19 protein-coding genes are annotated in these 18,280 nt (G+C 70.2%); 8 read left to right on the forward strand and 11 right to left on the reverse strand.

Features of this window, described 5'->3' with window-relative positions:
- The first annotated feature begins 23 nt into the window (after positions 1-23).
- The 6 genes from WG212_RS18775 to WG212_RS18800 are packed head-to-tail and all read left to right on the forward strand — an operon-like array spanning position 24 to position 2,947.
- Positions 24-290, forward strand: coding sequence for a type II toxin-antitoxin system Phd/YefM family antitoxin (locus WG212_RS18775; protein WP_337188645.1), 267 nt, complete (start codon positions 24-26; stop codon positions 288-290).
- A gap of 7 nt (positions 291-297) precedes the next feature.
- Complete coding sequence (locus WG212_RS18780) at positions 298-723, forward strand: hypothetical protein (protein ID WP_337188646.1); 426 nt, start codon at positions 298-300, stop codon at positions 721-723.
- Between the two features lie 51 nt (positions 724-774).
- Positions 775-1,008: a BolA family transcriptional regulator gene (locus tag WG212_RS18785; RefSeq protein ID WP_337188647.1), complete on the forward strand. Its 234-nt coding sequence runs from the start codon at positions 775-777 to the stop codon at positions 1,006-1,008.
- Between the two features lie 59 nt (positions 1,009-1,067).
- Positions 1,068-1,409 (forward strand): Grx4 family monothiol glutaredoxin, encoded by a 342-nt coding sequence (grxD, locus tag WG212_RS18790; protein WP_337188648.1) that lies wholly within the window; start codon positions 1,068-1,070, stop codon positions 1,407-1,409.
- Complete coding sequence (locus WG212_RS18795; protein ID WP_337188649.1) at positions 1,406-1,855, forward strand: thioesterase family protein; 450 nt, start codon at positions 1,406-1,408, stop codon at positions 1,853-1,855. The genes grxD and WG212_RS18795 overlap by 4 nt, the downstream gene beginning before the upstream one ends.
- A gap of 9 nt (positions 1,856-1,864) precedes the next feature.
- Positions 1,865-2,947: a mechanosensitive ion channel domain-containing protein gene (locus WG212_RS18800; RefSeq protein ID WP_337188650.1), complete on the forward strand. Its 1,083-nt coding sequence runs from the start codon at positions 1,865-1,867 to the stop codon at positions 2,945-2,947.
- Positions 2,948-3,045: 98 nt separating this feature from the next.
- On the opposite strand, the gene WG212_RS18805 is transcribed toward WG212_RS18800, so the two are convergent.
- From WG212_RS18805 to WG212_RS18835, 7 genes are all read right to left on the reverse strand, one after another.
- A complete protein-coding gene (locus WG212_RS18805; protein ID WP_337188651.1) occupies positions 3,046-3,411 on the reverse strand; it encodes a hypothetical protein in 366 nt (121 codons plus the stop codon).
- Between the two features lie 88 nt (positions 3,412-3,499).
- Positions 3,500-4,117 (reverse strand): 30S ribosomal protein S4, encoded by a 618-nt coding sequence (gene rpsD, locus WG212_RS18810; protein ID WP_337188652.1) that lies wholly within the window; start codon positions 4,115-4,117, stop codon positions 3,500-3,502.
- Between the two features lie 194 nt (positions 4,118-4,311).
- Positions 4,312-5,787 carry a serine hydrolase domain-containing protein gene (locus WG212_RS18815; protein WP_337188653.1) on the reverse strand — a complete coding sequence of 492 codons (1,476 nt, stop codon included), beginning with the start codon at positions 5,785-5,787 and terminating at the stop codon, positions 4,312-4,314.
- Between the two features lie 305 nt (positions 5,788-6,092).
- Entirely contained in the window at positions 6,093-7,421 is a 1,329-nt protein-coding gene (locus WG212_RS18820) for a DUF1254 domain-containing protein (RefSeq protein ID WP_337188654.1), read from the reverse strand.
- Between the two features lie 46 nt (positions 7,422-7,467).
- On the reverse strand, positions 7,468-8,709 hold the full coding sequence (locus WG212_RS18825) for a DUF1254 domain-containing protein (RefSeq protein ID WP_337188655.1): 1,242 nt from the start codon (positions 8,707-8,709) through the stop codon (positions 7,468-7,470).
- Entirely contained in the window at positions 8,706-9,866 is a 1,161-nt protein-coding gene (locus WG212_RS18830) for a nitronate monooxygenase (protein ID WP_337188656.1), read from the reverse strand. The genes WG212_RS18825 and WG212_RS18830 overlap by 4 nt, the downstream gene beginning before the upstream one ends.
- Complete coding sequence (locus WG212_RS18835) at positions 9,863-10,645, reverse strand: RNA methyltransferase (protein ID WP_337188657.1); 783 nt, start codon at positions 10,643-10,645, stop codon at positions 9,863-9,865. Before WG212_RS18835 ends, WG212_RS18830 begins: the two co-directional genes overlap by 4 nt.
- Before the next feature lie 252 nt (positions 10,646-10,897).
- Here WG212_RS18835 and WG212_RS18840 point away from each other — a divergent pair, with 252 nt between their 5' ends.
- Positions 10,898-12,112: an NADP-dependent isocitrate dehydrogenase gene (locus tag WG212_RS18840; RefSeq protein WP_337188658.1), complete on the forward strand. Its 1,215-nt coding sequence runs from the start codon at positions 10,898-10,900 to the stop codon at positions 12,110-12,112.
- A gap of 79 nt (positions 12,113-12,191) precedes the next feature.
- On the opposite strand, the gene WG212_RS18845 is transcribed toward WG212_RS18840, so the two are convergent.
- Positions 12,192-12,452, reverse strand: coding sequence for a hypothetical protein (locus WG212_RS18845; protein ID WP_337188659.1), 261 nt, complete (start codon positions 12,450-12,452; stop codon positions 12,192-12,194).
- A 121-nt stretch (positions 12,453-12,573) separates the two neighbouring features.
- Between WG212_RS18845 and WG212_RS18850 the strand changes: the two genes are divergently transcribed.
- Positions 12,574-12,957 carry a VOC family protein gene (locus tag WG212_RS18850; protein ID WP_337188660.1) on the forward strand — a complete coding sequence of 128 codons (384 nt, stop codon included), beginning with the start codon at positions 12,574-12,576 and terminating at the stop codon, positions 12,955-12,957.
- An 87-nt stretch (positions 12,958-13,044) separates the two neighbouring features.
- Here WG212_RS18850 and WG212_RS18855 read toward each other — a convergent pair whose 3' ends face one another.
- The 3 genes from WG212_RS18855 to recA all read right to left on the reverse strand — a co-directional run bounded on the left by WG212_RS18855 (position 13,045) and on the right by recA (position 17,960).
- On the reverse strand, positions 13,045-13,710 hold the full coding sequence (locus tag WG212_RS18855) for a PEPxxWA-CTERM sorting domain-containing protein (protein ID WP_337188661.1): 666 nt from the start codon (positions 13,708-13,710) through the stop codon (positions 13,045-13,047).
- A gap of 110 nt (positions 13,711-13,820) precedes the next feature.
- On the reverse strand, positions 13,821-16,469 hold the full coding sequence (gene alaS, locus WG212_RS18860) for an alanine--tRNA ligase (RefSeq protein WP_337188662.1): 2,649 nt from the start codon (positions 16,467-16,469) through the stop codon (positions 13,821-13,823).
- 408 nt (positions 16,470-16,877) lie between these two features.
- Positions 16,878-17,960, reverse strand: a complete 1,083-nt coding sequence (gene recA, locus WG212_RS18865; protein WP_337188663.1) for a recombinase RecA — start codon at positions 17,958-17,960, stop codon at positions 16,878-16,880.
- Between the last annotated feature and the right edge of the window lie 320 nt (positions 17,961-18,280).

Consider the following 18,280-nt stretch of genomic DNA (forward strand, 5'->3'; position numbering starts at 1 on the left):
ATTTTCCGCACTGGAGGCCTGTCATGCTGGAAGTTTCCGCCACCGAAGTCGCCAAGCGGTTCTCCCGCTACCGGCAAGCTGCGCAGCGTTCGCCGGTGGCGGTGACGCACCACGGCCGGGTCACTGAAGTCCTCATGTCGAAGAGCGACTATGACGACTACCTCCGATTGAAGAGCCTCGCGACCCGCGCGCTGGCGGCCTCGGAGCTTTCAGATGAGGCCATCGCCGCCCTGGAGGGTGCGCGGATGGACCCGAGCCATGACCACCTGAACGCCCTGCTCGACGACTGATCGGGGCATGACCGTCCCGAGCCCGGAGCCGGGCCTCGTCGTGCGCTTCAACTACCTGTGGCGGCGGGAGCGCGATCGCGGTCGTGCGGAAGCCCGCTACGCGCGGCCGTGCGCCGTCGTCCTGACCTACCGCCGCCGCGCGGACGGCATGCTGCTGGCGGCTCTCGCGGCCATCACACATTCGCCGCCCAGGGCAGGCGATCACGTCCTGGAGCTGCCGCCGAGGGTGAAGGCGCACCTGGGGCTGGACGCCGCCCCATCGTGGATCGTGCTGGACGAGGTGAACGAGACGGCCTGGCCCGGCTACGATCTCGAAGCCGTCGGGCCGGACCGCTGGGCCTATGGCCATCTGCCGCCGGCGCTCTACGAGAGAGTCCGGAAGGCGATCCTGGCGCTGGTGCGGGACGGACGATTGACCGTCACGCCGCGATAGTGCGGGCAACGGCCGCTTGAGGCGCAGGCCCGTTCGGCCTAAGCCCTCCGCATGCCGATGTCCCAGCCCGACCTGGAAGCCGCCCTGCGCGAGGGTTTCCCCGACGCCGAGATCGAGATCACCGACCTCGCCGGCGACGGCGACCACTACAAGGCGAGGATCGTGTCCGTCGCCTTCGCCGGCCTGCCGCGCGTGCGCCAGCATCAACTCGTCTACGCCGCGCTGAAGGGGAAGATGGGCGGGGAACTGCACGCCCTGGCGCTGGAGACCAGCGCGCCCGCTTGACCCGGGAACCCGGCGTCCCTAGCTCTTGGCCTGCACCTCTTCGCCGAAAGGGCGACCCGATGTCCGAAGCCGCCGCCAACCCTGTCCACGACTGGATCGCCAAGTCCGTGGCCGAGCATCCCGTGATCCTGTTCATGAAGGGCGCCCCGGAACAGCCCCGCTGCGGCTTTTCGGCCGTGACGGTCCAGGTGCTGGATCACCTGGGCGTGGACTTCGTCGGCGTCGATGTCCTCCAGAGCGACGCTCTGCGCGAGGGCATCAAGGCCTTCTCCGACTGGCCCACCATCCCGCAGCTCTATGTGAAGGGCGAGTTCGTGGGCGGCTGCGACATCGTCCGCGAGATGTTCGAATCCGGTGAACTGAAATCCTTCCTGCAGGAACAGGGCGTCCTGGACGCGTGAGCCGACTGCTCGAACCCCCGGAGGGCCGGCAGGTCTTCCACCTGACGTTCGAGCCCGTTCCCGACGACATCGACGACAACGGCCACGTGAACAACGTGGTCTACCTGCGCTGGGCTCAGGACCTTGGCGTCGCCCATTGGAAGAGCCGCGCCAGCGCCGAGGCGCAGGCCGCCTGGGCCTGGGTCGCCCTGCGCCACGAGATCGACTACCGCCGCGAACTCAAGCTGGGCGAGACTGCCCACGGCCGCACCTGGGTCGCCGACGCGCCCGAAGGCCCGCGCTTCGACCGCTTCATCCGCATCGACGGCCCCGACGGCGCGATGTGCGCCCAGGTGCGCACCACCTGGGTGCTGATCGAGCAGGCCACCGGGCGCCCGCGCCGCGTGCCCGACTGGATTCCCGCATTTTTTCGTGAGTGCGGAACGACCGGCGCCGTCGCGCGCTAAAACGCGCTCATGCAGATCGAGACCCTCCTGGCCGCCGCGCGGCAGCACCTGGGCTGGGCGCCATCCTGGCTGTTCGGCCTCATCCTCATAGGCCTCGCCCTGGCGGTGGCGCTGGCGGCCTACGGCGGCGTCGTACGGATTCTCAGAAAGCGGCTGACGGCTGAGGATTCGTTCTGGCGTCCGCTCCTCCTGCGCACCCGCCGCACCGCTCGGCTGGCGCTCTGTATCGGCGCCGTCGCCTGGGCCGTGCATGTGGCGCCCATGCCCGAGCGGCAGGAGGCGCTGGCGCATCACGGCCTGCTGGTCGCCTTCATCGTCCTGGTCGGCATGGCCGCGATGTCGGCCCTCGACATCGCCTCGACGCTCTACCTCGGCCGGTACAGGATCGACGTCAGCGACAACCTGGAGGCCCGCAAGCACCAGACCCAGGTGCGCATCCTGCGCCGGGCCGCCGCCACCCTGGTCGTGATCCTCACCATCGCCTTCGCCCTGATGACCGTGCCCGGCGTGCGCCAGCTCGGCGTCAGCCTCCTGGCCGCGGGCGGCGCGGCCGGCATCATCGTGGGCCTGGCGCTCCAGCCGGTGCTGTCGAACCTGCTGGCCGGGGTCCAGATCGCGTTGACCCAGCCCATCCGCATCGACGACGCCCTGATCGTCGAGGGCGAATGGGGCCGCGTGGAGGAGATCACCTCGACCTATGTCGTCATCCGCATCTGGGACCTGCGTCGCCTGATCGTGCCGCTGAAGTACTTCATGGAGAAGCCCTTCCAGAACTGGACGCGGGAGTCGGCCGAGCTGCTGGGCGTGGTGATGCTCTACCTCGACTACCGCGCGCCGGTGGAGGCGATCCGCGAGCGCCTGGCCGGGATCCTCGCCGGGACCGGGCTCTGGGACGGCAAGGTCTCGGTCGTGCAGGTGACCGATGCGCGCGAACGCACCATGGAGGTCCGCATCCTGGCCAGCGCCCGCAGCTCGGGCGAGGCCTTCGACCTGCGCTGCCTGATCCGCGAGCAGATCATCGGCTGGCTGCGCGAGGCCCATCCCGAGGCCCTGCCGCACGCCCGGCTCCAGCTCGCGCCCGCCGAGCCCTAGAGCGCCATTCGCTCCGATTGAATCGGAGCGGCGCTCTAGGTTCTTGATTTAGCGCGCTTTCTAACGGCGAACCGGCATCCACTTCGCCGGAAAGCGCTCTAGCGGACGGCCGCGACCGGGTTGAGCAGGAGGACCGGCTCGCCCGGGCGCAGGCCGAGGCCTGACCACGGCAGCGTCACCGTCAGATAGCCCAGCCCCGCGCCGGGCGGGCACGGCCTGAGCCTGCGGCGCGCGATCGCCAGGGTGGCCGGGCGCGACGTCCGGTCGACATAGGCGACGTAGTCTTCCGCCGGCGTGCAGCCGTCGGCCCGCACGCGCACCACGAGGCCGGCCCGCGTCACCTCGAAACCCTGGAGCGGTTCCAGCTCGGCCCGCGGCTCGGGCGCGGGGCTGACGGCCGGCGGCCTGAGCGTCGCACACGCGCTGAGCGACAGCCCGGCGAGGAGGAAGGCGCGGCGGTCCATGCGCGCGACTTGGCCATAGGCCGCGCCCAAGCAAAAGGCCCCGGATCTCTCCGGGGCCTCCGCAAGGCTCATCGGCGGTCGGCGCCCTTTACGACGCGTAGAATTCGACCACCAGGTTCGGTTCCATCTTCACCGGGTACGGCACCTCGGCCAGTTCCGGCGCGCGGACGAAGGTGGCGGCCATGCCCTTCGCGTCCACGGTGATGTAGTCGGGCGTGTCGCGCTCGGACGAACCCAGGGCTTCCAGCACCAGGGCCATGTGGCGCGACCGCTCGCGCACCGACACCACGTCGCCGACCTTGACGCGGTACGACGCGATGTTCACGCGCTTGCCGTTCACCAGCACGTGGCCGTGGTTGACGAACTGGCGGGCGGCGAACGGGGTCGGCACGAACTTGGCGCGGTAGACCACCGCGTCCAGGCGCGACTCGAGCAGCGCGATCAGGTTCTCCGAGGTGTTGCCCTTGCGGCGCGCCGCCTCGGTGTAGATGCGGACGAACTGCTTCTCGGTGATGTTGCCGTAGTAGCCCTTCAGCTTCTGCTTGGCGCGGAGCTGGAGGCCGAAGTCCGACACCTTGGACTTGCGGCGCTGGCCGTGCTGGCCGGGGCCGTAGGCGCGGGAGTTGATGGGAGACTTCGGGCGACCCCAGACGTTCTCGCCCATCCGGCGGTCGAGCTTGTACTTGGCGCTATGGCGCTTCGACATTGTTCACTCTCTTGCGACGCGGGCCGGCGACCTCTCGAAACGGAGATCGCGATTTCAACGGCGGCCTTGCATCAACCCGTCATGGATTTCCGGCCACGCGGGCTGGCCCGGCGGCTGGAAGGCGCGGTGTATGACGGTCGGGACCCTCCGAGTCAAGCTGGCGGGCTGGGCCCGGCTGCGTAGGCCAGCCTCGGCTACGGCAGTTTCGGGCGCACGTTGCTGAAAGTCAGCATGCCCGTGACCTTGCCGGCCTTGTCGCGCTGGAACACCACCTCCTCGGCCTCGCTGCCGTCCTGGCGGACGCGGAGGAAGACGTCGCCGCCCTTGGCCTTGAGGATCTGCAGGTCATCGGAGGGCGAACGCGAAGGCAGGCGCAGGACCGCCAGCCCGCCGGCCCACGGCGAGACCAGGATCTCGGCCGCGAACGGCTGGCCGCCATAGCGTCCCGCGTAATCCTCCAGCGGAACGTCCCTGGCCGGCGCCGGCGCCTTGAACGCGAAGCCCTCCCGCTTCTGCAGCAGGCCGAAGACGCCCGCGCCCAGGTCGCCCGGCCGTTCGGGCGTGTTCTGCATCACGATCACGGCCGTCTGGCTGTCCATGTGCAGCCGGAGCAGCGTCTCGTAGCCGGGGCAAGAACCGCCGTGGCCCACATAGGTGCGGGCGCCCGCCCGCCCCACCTGGAAGCCCAGGCCCCAGTAGGTGCGCCAGTCGGGATCGACGAACTGCACCCGCTGCATCTCGTGCAGGGTGGACGCTTTCAGGATTTCGGGCGTCTCGGTTCGCGCCAGCCGGAACTGCCACGAGGCGAACCTGCCCAGGTCCTCGACCGTCGAGGTGAAGCCGGCCGCCGGAGCGATTCCGCGGGTGTCGAACGTGTTCAGCAGGTCCCGGGTCCCGTCGCGCTTCCGCGCGCCCCAGCCCACGGCCATGTCCTTGCCCAGCCGTGCGGTCGGAAAGCCGGGCTGAGTGTCCTTCAGGCCGAGCGGCCCCAGGATCGAGGCCTGCATGTAGGCCGCATAGGACTGACCCGATGTCGCCTCGACGGCCTCGCCGGCCAGGGTGATCCCGAGATTGGAATACTGGAACCACCGTCCGGGCGGGAACAGCGCGGCCTGCTCCGGCGTCTTCGCCCGCATCTCGGCCTGGGTGGGGAACGGATAGCTCTCGCCGATCCAGTACGGGAAATCGCTTTCGCGCGGCAGGCCCGCCGAATGGGTCAGCAGGCCGCGCAGCGTGATCGCCCCACTGTCGCCCTGCGCCGGCTTCAGCTTCGCCCAGGAGATGTAGCTGGTCAGCGGCTGGTCGATCGACAGCCGCCCCGCCTCCTGCTCGCGCATCACCGCCACGGCGGTGAACAGCTTCGAGATCGAGCAGATGGAGTAGACCGTCTTCGGCGTCGCCGGGACCTTGCGGGCGGCGTCCAGGGTCCCGTAGCCCTTCGCCCAGACCAGGTCGTCGCCGACCACCACACCGGCGGTCAGGGCGGGGATGTCCTCGAAGTCGCGCACGCCGGCCAGCCACCCGTCGATCACCCGCAGCGCTTCCGCGCGGGCCGCCTTGCGGGCCGCCTCGGCCGGCGCGGCGGGCTGCGCCGTCGCGACGGTCGGCGTCGCCCCGACGATCAGCGCCAGGCCGGCGACCGCCGCCCGCATTCCTCCAGTCCGTCGCATCCGCCCCTCCTCCGTGCGTTTTCGCCAGCCTATCGGTCGCCCTGCCGCTCCGCCAAGCCGTCGTCGGCGCCGCACGCCCGCGATGAGCCCGGACCGCCACGGTTTCGATACACGGCGCGATATCCCCTCCACGCCCGGCCAGGTGGGGCGGATGCTGCGCTGCGACCGCGACGTCGTGGCCGGCATGCATCCCCTGAAGGTCGTCGAACAGGCCGAGGCGCTGCGGCGCGACCTCGACCTCGGTCGCCTGGGCTATCCCATGAAGGGGCCTGAAGGAGCGCGATCCTTCCGGCCGCCTTCGGCCGTCAGCCGGCGACCGCCTCTAGCGCCGGCAGGCGGTAGCGGCCGTCGCGGAACTCGTCCTTCGGGAGATAGGCGCGGAAGCTCAGGCTGAAGGGGCCCTTGGCCGGCGCAGGCAGCCAGTTGGCGGATCGCTCGCCGCCGGGATCGCCGCGGGCGATCCACAGCGTCAGCGACCCGTCGGCGTTCTTCCGGAGACCGGGCGTCCGGTCGCCGATCGAGTAGCGCTGGATCGGGTTCTCCACGAGGAAGAACTGGCCGTCGGGCGTGGCCTCGTACAGGGTCAGCGACCAGAAGGCGTCGACGGCAGGCAGCCTGTCGGCGGGGAAATGCAGGCGATACGGCCCCTCCCCCGTGAACATCCGCCCCTGCTCGGCCACAGGCTGCATATACATCGCCTCGGCCGGGGGCAGGGCCGCCAGACCGCCCAGCGCCACCGCCGCGCGGAACGCATAGTCTTGGTTGAAGTCGCCGAGCGTCGTCCGCGGATAGGTCCAGCCCTGGACCGCGCCGCCGGGCCGTTGGCCCATCAGGGCGCGCCGGGCCTCGGCCACGCCCGCCGCGATCTCGGCCGTCGCCGCGGCGTCGAACCGCCGGGGATCGAACCCGCCCTGCGCCGTCAGGCCGAGCGGCGCCGCCCGGCCGAACAGCGCCCCGTCGGTGGCGGGCGGCGGATTGGCCTTCAGCAGCCGGGCCACCGAGGCGAAGTACTCCAGCGGCGGGGCCGAGCGCTCGGCATAGGCGGCGGGGGCCGGGGCTGTCGGGCCGCTCATGCGCAGGCCGTCCTGAATCCTGTGGACGGCGGAGAGGTCGTCCGGACCATCGACGAGGATCCGCACCAGCACCCAGCCCTCGGGTGTCTTCAGCCGCACGACGTTCGGTCCCTCGCCGGCCTGGCCCGGTCCGACGATGGTGTATCGCCCGCCGCCGCCCCCGGTGGTCCGCGTGCCCAGGACGAAGTCGTTGTCGGTGAACATGTTCATGCCGGCCACCGAGATATAGCGATCGCCGGTCGGCGGAATCTCCATCGTCACCGGCCCGCGGCTCAGGTCCAGCCACGCCCGCGAATAGAGGGTGTCGTTGTTGGGCGTGGTAACGTTGCGCGACTGTGGCCCGGCGAGGTGGCGGCCGTGGCCGAAGGCGTTCAGGCGCTTCAGCACCGCATCCGGGCCGGCCAGCGCGCGGGCGCGCGCCGTGGCCATTTCGACGAGCGGCAGGCCATAGAGCCACGCTTCCCGCGCCGCCGACCTCAGGTCGCCGGTCGCCGCATGCGCCCGCGCCGTCGGGATCGCCCCGATCACCGCCAGCGCCGCCAAGATCTCCCGCCTGTTCACCGTGCCCCTCCATCAACGCCGGGTCTGATTGGCGGCCCCGCGCGCGTCAGACAACCTCCAGCGCAGGCATACGATAATAGCCCTGGAGCAACTCGGCGCGCGGCAGGTAGGCGCGCATGAACAGGGCGAAGGACGCTGGCGGCGCCGGCAGCCAATTGCCCTCACGCCCGGCGCCGGGGCTTTCGTTCCCGACCCAGATGTCCAGCGAGCCGTCGGGATTGGTCTCCAGTCCCGGCGAGCGGTCACCGATGGCGTAGCGGTTCAGCGGGTTGTCCCAGAAGAAGTACTGCCCGTCGTCGGTCGCCTCGTAGAGGCTGAGCGACCAGAACGAATCCACCGGGAGATGCGCGTCCGCGGGAAAGTGCAGCCGCCACGCCTTGCGGCCGTCGAACAGCTTTCCGGGCTCCGGCCCCTGACCTTGAAGGTACATCGCCTCGGTCGGCGGAAGGGCGGCCAGACCGCCCAGGGCGACCGCCGCGCGCAGCCCGTAGTCCTGCTCGAAATCGCCCAGCTTGGCGCTGGGATACGACCAGCCCTGGATGAACGCCCCGCCGCCCAGCCCACCGCCGCCGCGCACCGCCTTGCGGCCATCCTCGAGCCCGGCGGCGATCTCCGCCCCCTCGTCCGCCGAGAAGCGGTCGGGGTCGAAGCCTTCCGGCAGCCCCAGCGGCGCCAGCCGCCGCAGGTAACCCAGGTCGGTCACCGGCGGCGGATTGGCGGCCATCAGCTTCGCGGCGCTCGCGAAATACTCGCGCCAGTCCGCCTTGCGTCCCGCGTAGGGCCCGGGTGGCGCGGCGGCCGGCGCCTGCAGCGATATTCCCGCCTGGACCTCGCGCGCGGCCTGCAGGTCGTGCGGCCCCTCCACCAGGATACGGGCCAGCGCCCAGACATGGTCCGTCGGCGAGCGGATGAGATTCCAGCCCTCGGCCGTCTCGCGCGGCCCCACCAGCCGGAAGGTCCCGCCGTCCGGCCCCGTGGTCCGCGTGCCCAGGACCGCGAAATTGTTGGTGTAGGCGTCCATCAGCGCCAGCGAGAGATAGCGGTCGCCCGCGGGGGGCAGGGTGATCGTCGCCGGCCCCGCCGAGAGGTCGATATGCGCCGTGGAGTAGAGGGTGTCGGTGTTCGGCGTCGTCACCGCGCGATGCTTCGGCGTCGCCAGCTTCCGCACGTGGGTGATGGCGCCCATCGTCTGCCCCAGGCCCAGGCCGCGCTGGCGCGTGGTGGCCACCTCGATCAGCGGCAGGGTGTAGATGTAGGCGTCCCGCGCCGCCGTCCTCAGGTCGTTCAAGATCCGTCCTTCCGTTCCGTACGGGTCGCCAGCGTCCTTGCGGCGAGCGCCCTTTCCGCCAGCGCCCTTTCCGCCAGCGCCTGGGCGGCCTCGCCGGCCTCGTCCCACCACGCCCGCAGCAGGTCGGCCGCCCGGCCGGGCCGCGCGAGCGCCACGCCCTGACCGGCCCAGAGAGAGATCATCTCGGGCGCATCGGCCTGGGCTGCGGCCGCGCGCAGCGGCTGGGTCAGCCTGTTCTGGACAGGATAGGCCGGGACCTCGTCCTGGACCCCATGCATCAGACGCATGAACCTGTTCTCGATCCCGCGGGCGTAGCGGCCGGTGAACGCCCGCGTCAGGCGCGTGGCGTCGTCGCCCACCCCCTCGACCGCCTCTCGCCAGGGCCTGGACGTGGTGGCTTCGTCCGCCAGCAGGAACGCCGTCCCCATCTGCGCCGCCGCCGCGCCGAGGGCCAGCGCCGCCGCCACCCCGCGTCCGTCCATGATCCCGCCGGCGGCGATGACCGGCAGGTCCACGGCCGACCGGATCGTCGCCACCAGCGGCAGCGTCCCGACGAGGCTGGCCTCCGGATCGGCCAGGAAGTGGCCGCGGTGGCCGCCGGCCTCGAACCCCTGGGCGCAGATCCCGTCGGCGCCCGCCTCGGCCCACGCCCGGGCCTCGGCGACGGTGGTCGCCGTGCCGATGACGAAGGTCCCTCGCGCCCGGAGACGCGCCACCCGCGGCCGGTCCAGAATGTCGAACGTGAACGATGCGGCGGGCGGCGCAGCCGCGATCAGCGCCTCCAGTTGGGCGTCGAAGTCGGGCGCGAAGCTGTTGGGAGCCTCGGGCGGATCCAGGCCCAGTCGGGCGTACCACGGCGCCAGCCGCGCCAGGCCGCCGGCCACCTCGCCGGGCGCCGGGTCGCCCCGCGGCGCCATCAGCAGGTTGACGATGAAGGGCGCGCCGGTCGCCGCACGCACGCGCGCCACCGTCGGCCCGATCTCCTCGGGGGCGAGGGCGCCGGCCGCCAGGGCGCCCATGCCGCCGGCCGCGCTCACCGCCGCCGCCAGTCCGTCCAGGGACGCGCCCACCATCGGCGCCTGGAGAATCGGAATGGGCCGCGCCGCCAGCAGCCGCGCCAGAGAGTCTCCCGGCCGCCCCTCGCCGGGCCGGCTCACGCCTCGCCCTCCCGCCGCTTGCGGGCGATCTTCTCCAGCACCTTGCCCCGTCCCCGGCTGAGGGCGGTGACGACCCCGCGCAGCGTGCGCACCTCCTGATCGGTGAAGCGCGCCTTGCCCAGCGCGGAACGCAGGTTCTGGATCATGTTCGGGGTCTTCTCGGGCGGATGGAAGAAGCCCGCGGTCTCGAGCTCCCCCTCGAGGTGCTGGTAGAGGCCCAGCAGGGCTTCGCCCGAGGCCGGTTCCGGCCCCGCGCGGAAGGCGGGGGGCGCAGCGTCGTGGACCGTCGTGCGCCACTCATAGGCGTTGATGGCCACCGCCTGCGCGAGATTCAGCGAGCGAAAGCGCGGATCGATGGGAATCGTCACGACCGCCTGGCACAGCGCGATGTCGGCGGTCTCCAGCCCCGCACGCTCGCCGCCGAACAGCAGACCCACGCGGCGGCCCGCGGCGGCCGCCCCCGCCAGTTCCGCCGCGGCGGCCCGCGGCGTCAGCACGGGCAGCGTCAGCTCGCGCGGCCGCGCCGTGGTGGCGAAGACGAGTTGCAGGTCGGCGATCGCCTCGGCCACGGTGTCGTGCACCCGCGCCGCATTCAGGGGCCATTCGGCGCCCGAGGCCAGAGCCCAGGCGCGCTCCTGGGGCCAGCCGTCGCGAGGATTCACCAGGCGAAGGTCCGACAGTCCGAAGTTGGCCATGATGCGCGCCACGGCCCCGATGTTCTCGGCGAGTTGAGGCGTGGTCAGGATGACGGCGGGTGCAGGAAGGGCGGCGTTGGCCATGCTCCGTCTTAGAGGCGCCCGCCCGCCGGAAGGCAACCCTCGCCCGCAGGAACGCCGCCGCGGCGCCAGCGCGAAAGGATGCGTCCGACCGCGCCTCTCGCCCGCGCCGCACAGGCCCCGGCCACGGTCTGCCCGTTGCCGAGCCCGGGAGGCGTCCGTACCGTAAGGTGACCCCTCGCGAGCCTTTGCGTTGTCGCTCCCGGCGGCTATACGGCCCTTAAGACATTCTATCGCCCGGAGCCCCCGCCCCTCATGGCCAAGATCAAAGTCACCAACCCCGTCGTCGACCTCGACGGGGACGAGATGACCCGCATCATCTGGAAACTGATCAAGGAAAAGCTGATCCTCCCCTACCTCGACCTGCAGATCGAGTACTACGACCTGGGGATGGAGAACCGGGACGCCACCGACGATCAGGTGACGATCGACGCGGCCGAGGCGATCAAGCGGCACGGCGTCGGCATCAAGTGCGCGACCATCACGCCGGACGAAGCCCGGGTGAAGGAATTCGACCTCAAGAAGATGTGGAAGTCGCCGAACGGCACGATCCGCAACATCCTTGGGGGCGTCGTCTTCCGCGAACCGATCATCTGCAAGAACGTGCCGCGCCTGATCCCCGGCTGGACCCAGCCGATCATCGTCGGCCGCCACGCCTTCGGCGACCAGTACAAGGCCACCGATTTCCTGGTCCCCGGCAAGGGCAAGCTGACCATCAAGTGGCAGGGCGAGGATGGGCAGGTCATCGAGCACGAGGTGTTCGACTTCCCCGCCAGCGGCGTCGCCATGGGCATGTACAACCTGGATGAGTCGATCCGCGACTTCGCCCGCGCGTCGCTGGCCTACGGCCTGAACCGCAACTATCCCGTCTATCTCTCGACGAAGAACACCATCCTCAAGGCCTACGACGGCCGCTTCAAGGACATCTTCGCCGAGGTCTACGAGGCCGAGTTCGCCGACCGGTTCAAAGCCGCCGGCCTCGTCTACGAACACCGGCTGATCGACGACATGGTGGCCTCGGCGCTGAAGTGGAACGGCGGCTTCATCTGGGCCTGCAAGAACTACGACGGCGACGTCCAGTCCGACCAGGTCGCCCAGGGCTTCGGCTCGCTGGGCCTGATGACCTCGGTGCTGATCACCCCGGACGGTCAGATCATGGAGGCCGAGGCCGCCCACGGCACGGTGACGCGCCACTACCGCCAGCATCAGCGCGGCGAGTCGACGTCGACCAACTCGATCGCCTCGATCTTCGCCTGGACCCAGGGGCTGAGCCACCGCGCCAAGCTCGACGGCAACGACGAGTTGGCCCGCTTCGCCAAGACGCTGGAGGAGGTATGCGTCTCCACCGTCGAGAGCGGTTCGATGACGAAGGACCTCGCCCTGCTGGTGGGCGACACCCAGGGCTGGCTCACCACCGAGGGCTTCATCGACAAGGTGGCCGACAACCTGGACAAGGCGCTGGCCGCCTGATCCGCGCCGCCTCCCTAAAGAGGCGGCCACATCGTCTTTCGAGCGCCGCCCGCGGACCCCGCCGGCGGCGCTTTCGTCTTCAGCGGCCTTCAATCCAGACGTCGAGCGGCTGCTTCTCCTCGTGCCGGACGAGGAAGACGTAGCCCAGCAGGAACGCCGCCCCACCCGCGATGGTCGCGCCCCAGAACCCCGCGGGTGAAGCGAACCACAGGGTCAGCCACAGGATCGCGTCGCCGATCAGCAGCATCGACCAGCGGACCAGGACGCTGAAGGCATGATAGGTGCGCTCGTGCGCGACGACGTCGGTCGTCTGTTCGCCAAAGTGACCGCGGTCTTCCATCTCGGGACCTCCCGAAGAAACGGCGTTCTTCGAAAAGACGCCTGCGACGCCTTCTTGTCAATTCATGTTCTTGATTTGTTCGATCGGGCGGTTAGGATGGCGAACGAACAGGAGGCCGCGCATGAGCATCGGATATGTCACCCTGGGCGCCCACGACGTCGAGGCTGCCCTGCCGTTCTTCGACGCCGTCCTGGGCGCGCTTGGCTACGAGCGTAAGGATCCCTTCCCGGGCTGGGCGTTTTACGGACCGCTCGGGGGGGAGCCTTGCCTCGGACTCTGCCGCCCATACGATGGCGGGGACCCACGCTCGGGCAATGGGGTGATGGTCGCCTTCAAGGCGGCCTCCAAGGCGCAGGTCGACGCTGCGCACGCCGCGGCCCTGGCCGGCGGCGGGGCCGACGAAGGCGGGCCGGGATATCGACCGCCCGAAGCCGTGAGCGGCTTCTACGCGGCCTACTTCCGCGATCCGGTCGGCAACAAGCTGTGCGTCTATCTCGCCGATTGACCGCGCGAGACCGCCACCGTCGAACCCGGCGACAATGAAAACGGCCGGGGACGCCCCCGGCCGTTCGCGTGTCGTATCAGACGGGTGCTAGGCGTGGGCCAGCGAGCGGCGACGGCGCAGGGTCGCACCGGCCATGCCGAAGCCGCCGATCATCAGCGCCCAGGTGGCAGGCTCGGGGACGGCGGCGGCAAAGGTCGGGTTGTTGTCCCAGTGGAACTCCGCCGCCACCTTGAGGCCGTGCTTCTTGCCCTCGTTGAGGCCGAACAGACCCTCGTTGAAGGTCCCGCCGTTGACGGTGATGGTCATGCGGCCCGGGTCGAGCAGGCCGGCTTCGCCGTGGCCCCAGGTCAGCAGCGCCTGGCCGCCCTTGTCCCAGACCAGCTGACCGGCCTGGTAGATGCCGAAGAAGGTGTAGCCGCTGGTGTCGCCGTCGATGAAGATCGGGCCGTTGTTGTTGTCCGGAGAATCGAACGTGAACTTCAGCGAGATGGCCGACCATGCGGTGTCATCGCCGTTGACGCTCGTCTCGTTGGTGTAGAGCTTGAACAGGTCGAAGCTCTGGACCGGATCGGATCCCAGATCGAGGTTGAACGAGTCGCTCAGCGGGCCATTGATGCTGAGCACCAGGCCCGGGTCCGCGCTGTTGTAGGCCGTCAGTTCCCACGTGCCGGCGAAGACGGTCGCCTGCGCCTGGGTGGCCGCGAACGCGAGGCCCGCGGTGGCGGCGAGCGCCGCGACGAATTTCCGTGTCATGTCAGATCCCCGAACGGCCCCGACGGCCGAACCCCTAAGACTCTCTTAAAGCCCACAACCTGGGCGCGCGCACGCGCGTTCGCCTCAGACGCGACGGGGGCTCGCCCGACTCAGCCTGCGATAGCGCCCTTCACGGCGGCCAGCCCCTCGGCCGCCCGGCCGCCGTCAGGCGCGCCGCCCTGGGCGAAGTCCGGGCGCCCGCCGGCCCCCTGCCCGCCCATCGCCAGGACGCCCGCCCGGGCCAGGTCCGCGGCGTTGAATCTCGACTGCGCCGTCCCGGTCACGGCCACGGTCACCGCCGCCTTGCCGTCGGCCGTACCGACCAGGGCGATGACGCCGTCGGAAAGCTGCTTCTTGAACTCCTCGGCGATCGGCCGCAGGTCCTTGCCGCCCACGCCCTCCATGACGCGCGCGATGACCTGGACGCCGCCCACGTCCTCCGGTCCCGAAGCCGGGCCAGCGCCGCCGCCGCCGCCCATGGCGAGCTGCCGCTTGGCTTCGGCCAGCTCCTTCTCCAGCTTGCGGCCCTGCGCCTGCAGCGCCTCGACCCGCCCCGCGACCTCGGCCACAGGCGTCTTGAACTGGTCGGCCAGCCCCCTGGCCACCGCCGCCTGCTCCAGAAGCCAGCGCCGCGCCGCCTCGCCCGTCAGCGCCTCGATCCGGCGTACGCCCGCAGCAATCCCCTGCTCGGAGACGATCTTGAACAGCGCGATATCGCCAGTCCGCGCCACATGGGTGCCGCCGCACAGCTCCACCGAATAGTCGCCCTCGCCGCTCAGGGCCCGGCCCAGCGTCAGCACGCGCACGCTGTCGCCGTACTTCTCGCCGAACAACGCCATCGCTCCCGCCTCGATGGCCTCCTGCGGCGCCATGAGGCGCGTGTCGGCCGGCAGGTTCTGACGGACCACCGCGTTCACCTCGGTCTCGATCCGGTCGATCTCGTTCGCCGTCAGGGGCTGGCCGTGACTGAAATCGAAGCGGATGCGCTCGCCGTCCACCATCTGGCCCTTCTGGGTGACGTGGCGGCCCAGGACATTGCGCAGCGCCGAATGCAGCAGATGGGTGGCCGAGTGGTTGGCCCGCGTCGTCGCGCGCCGCTCGGCGTCGACCGCCAGCCGGGCCCGCACGCCCGGCGTGAGGTCGCCCTCAAGCACTTCGATGTCGTGGACGTGCAGGTCGCCGGCCTGCTTCTGGACGTCCAGCACGCGCGCGCGGCCGCCCGGCCACTCGATCTCGCCCTGATCGCCGGCCTGGCCCCCGCTCTCGGCGTAAAACGGCGTACGGTCGAACAGCGCCTGCGCCCGCCCGCCCGCGGCGACGCTGTCGGCCTCCGCGCCATCGACGATCAGGGTCAGCAGTTCGGCCGTCGCCTCGATCTGGTCGTAGCCCACGAACACCGTCGGCCCCAGGCGGTCGCGGATGGCGAACCATTCCGCCGCCGCCGCGGTCTGGCCCGATCCCTTCCAGGCCTCGCGGGCCATCTCGCGCTGGCGCGTCATGGCCGCGTCGAAGCCGTCGAGATCCACGCTGATCCCACGCGCCCGCACGGCGTCCTGGGTCAGGTCGAGCGGGAACCCGTAGGTGTCGTAGAGCTGGAACGCCGTCTCTCCCGGCAGCACGCCGCCGTCCGACAGGCCGGCGGTCGCCTGGTCCAGCAGCGCCATGCCCCGGCCCAGCGTCGTGCGGAAGCGCACCTCCTCCTGGCGCAGGGTGTCGACGATGGCGTCCTCGGCCCGGCGCAGTTCGGGATAGGCGTCGCCCATCTCGTTCACCAGGGTGGGCGCCAGCCGGTGCATCAGGGGCTCCTCGGCGCCCAGCAGGTGCGCATGGCGCATGGCGCGGCGCATGATTCGCCGCAGCACATAGCCGCGGCCCTCGTTCGACGGCGTCACGCCGTCTGCGATCAGGAAGCTGGTCGCCCTGAGGTGGTCGGCGATCACGCGGTGCGACGGCGCCGCCTCGCCCTCGGCCTTCACGCCGGTCGCCTCCACGCTGGCGGCAATCAGCGTGCGGAACAGGTCCGTGTCGTAGTTCGAATGGACGCCCTGCAGGATCGCGGCGATCCGCTCCAGGCCCATGCCCGTGTCGATCTGCGGCTTGGGCAGCGGACGCTCGGTCCCGTCCGCGAAGCGCTCGAACTGCATGAAGACGAGGTTCCAGAACTCCAGGAACCGGTCGCCGTCCTCGTCCGGACTGCCGGGCGGGCCGCCGGCCAGTTCCGGACCCTGGTCGATGAAGATCTCCGAGCAGGGGCCGCAGGGGCCGGTGTCGCCCATGGACCAGAAATTGTCCGACGTGGCGATGCGGATGATGCGGTCGTCGGAGAAGCCCGCGATCTTCTTCCACAGCGACGCCGCCTCGTCGTCGGTGTGATAGACGGTGACCAGCAGCCTGTCCTTCGAGAGGCCGAAGTCGCGGATCAGGGCCCACGCCTGCTCGATCGCGCCGTCCTTGAAGTAGTCGCCGAACGAGAAGTTGCCCAGCATCTCGAAGAAGGTGTGATGGCGCGCCGTGTAGCCGACGTTGTCCAGGTCGTTGTGCTTGCCGCCGGCGCGGACGCATTTCTGCGAACTCGTCGCACGTGGCCACGGCGCGGTCTCGGCGCCGATGAAGTAGTTCTTGAACGGCACCATCCCCGCGTTGACGAACAGCAGCGTCGGGTCGTTCTGCGGAACGAGCGGAGCCGAGGCCACGACCTCGTGGTCGTTCCGCTTGAAGTGGTCCAGGAAGTGCGTCCGGATCTCGTTCAGGCTCGGCATCGTGCTACTGTCGTCAGGTCGTGGAGAGGGATCGGATCGCGACGGGCGCGATCCATTCAGGTGGGAACCCGGGACCCTTTACGAAACCTGCGACGCCCCGCCAAAGGAAAAGGTCGCTCCTGGCGAGGGGCGGCCTCACCGAGGCCGGCCGCGACCCGGCGCCGGGCGCATCGACTCCGAACGCTGCTCGACTCCGAGCGCCGGCGGAACACGGCAAGCCACGTCGGCGGGCGGCTCCGATGCGGGGACGTCAGAGCCTGCGGAAGCCCGGGGTGGGCGGCGACGCCGGACTCCCAACCCCGAAAGATGCGGAGGGCCGCCGCGGGTTGAAGGCGACGCGGAACCGGCCGTGGGCGGAGAGGCCGGCCCGGCTCGGCAAAACCTGGCTCTTCCGGAAAGCCGGCCAGGTCAGAGCGAGCCGTCCTCGTCGTCCGCGCCCTCGGCCGGGCCCACCAGCATCTGCTCCTCCACGGCGTCCTTGGCGCCGCGGACCTGGCGCTCGATCTGGCTCGCCATGTCGGGGTTGGCCTTCAGGAACTCGCGCACGTTGTCACGTCCCTGACCGATGCGTTGGGAATTCCACGAGAACCAGGACCCCGACTTCTCGATCACCCCCGCCTTCACGCCCAGGTCGATGATCTCGCCCAGCTTCGAGATACCCTCGCCGTACATGATGTCGAACTCGACCTCGCGGAACGGCGGGGCCACCTTGTTCTTCACCACCTTCACGCGGACGTTGTTGCCGACGATCTCGTCGCGCTGCTTCACCGAGCCCGTGCGGCGGATGTCCAGGCGCACCGAGGCGTAGAACTTCAGCGCGTTGCCCCCCGTCGTGGTCTCGGGGCTGCCGTACATCACCCCGATCTTCATGCGGATCTGGTTGATGAAGATGACCAGCGTCTTGGCCTTGGAGATCGACGCCGTCAGCTTGCGCAGCGCCTGGCTCATCAGCCGCGCCTGCAGGCCCGGGAGGCTGTCGCCCATCTCGCCCTCGATCTCGGCGCGCGGGGTCAGCGCCGCCACCGAGTCGATCACGATCACGTCCACGGCGTTCGAGCGCACCAGCGTGTCTGTGATCTCCAGCGCCTGCTCGCCCGTGTCGGGCTGGGCCACCAGAAGGTCGTCCAGGTTCACGCCTAGCTTGTGCGCATAGGACGGGTCCAGCGCATGCTCGGCGTCGACGAACGCCGCCGTTCCCCCCGCCTTCTGCACCTCGGCCACCACATGCAGCGCCAAGGTGGTCTTGCCCGAGCTCTCGGGACCGTAGATCTCGACGATCCGGCCCTTGGGCAGGCCGCCGATGCCCAGCGCCAGGTCCAGCCCGAGCGAACCGGTGGACACGGCCTCGATCTCCACGACCTTGCCCTTGTCGCCCAGCTTCATCACCGAGCCCTTGCCGAACGCCCGGTCGATCTGCGTCAGCGCCGCCTCCAGCGCGCGCTGCTTCTCCGAATCGTCTTTTCCCACGAGCCTCAACGCCGATTGCGACATGCCATTCGCCCTCTATTCCACGATTCCGCCGACCGGGCGGCCGGAGCCGCGCGACGACTCGAGAAGTACCCTCTTTGTTCCGTGTTCGCAAGATGTTCCCCGGCCGCCGCGGAGGGGGTATAGCGAAGGTGGCGTCGGAGTCAGGGGCTGACCACAGAAGCCGGCAAAGGCGAACTGCCTCCAATAAATCCCTTCTTGGCGTGGGACACGCCCCGCTGCGCATCAATTTGTCCCCGCACACAGGCGACAAACCACAATCCATAGCTGCATACTCCGGGGAAAAATCTGGACGGCGGCCTCATCCCGTGCAGTGGTTTCCA

This window comes from Phenylobacterium sp., assembly GCF_037189685.1.
Lineage (GTDB): Bacteria > Pseudomonadota > Alphaproteobacteria > Caulobacterales > Caulobacteraceae > Phenylobacterium.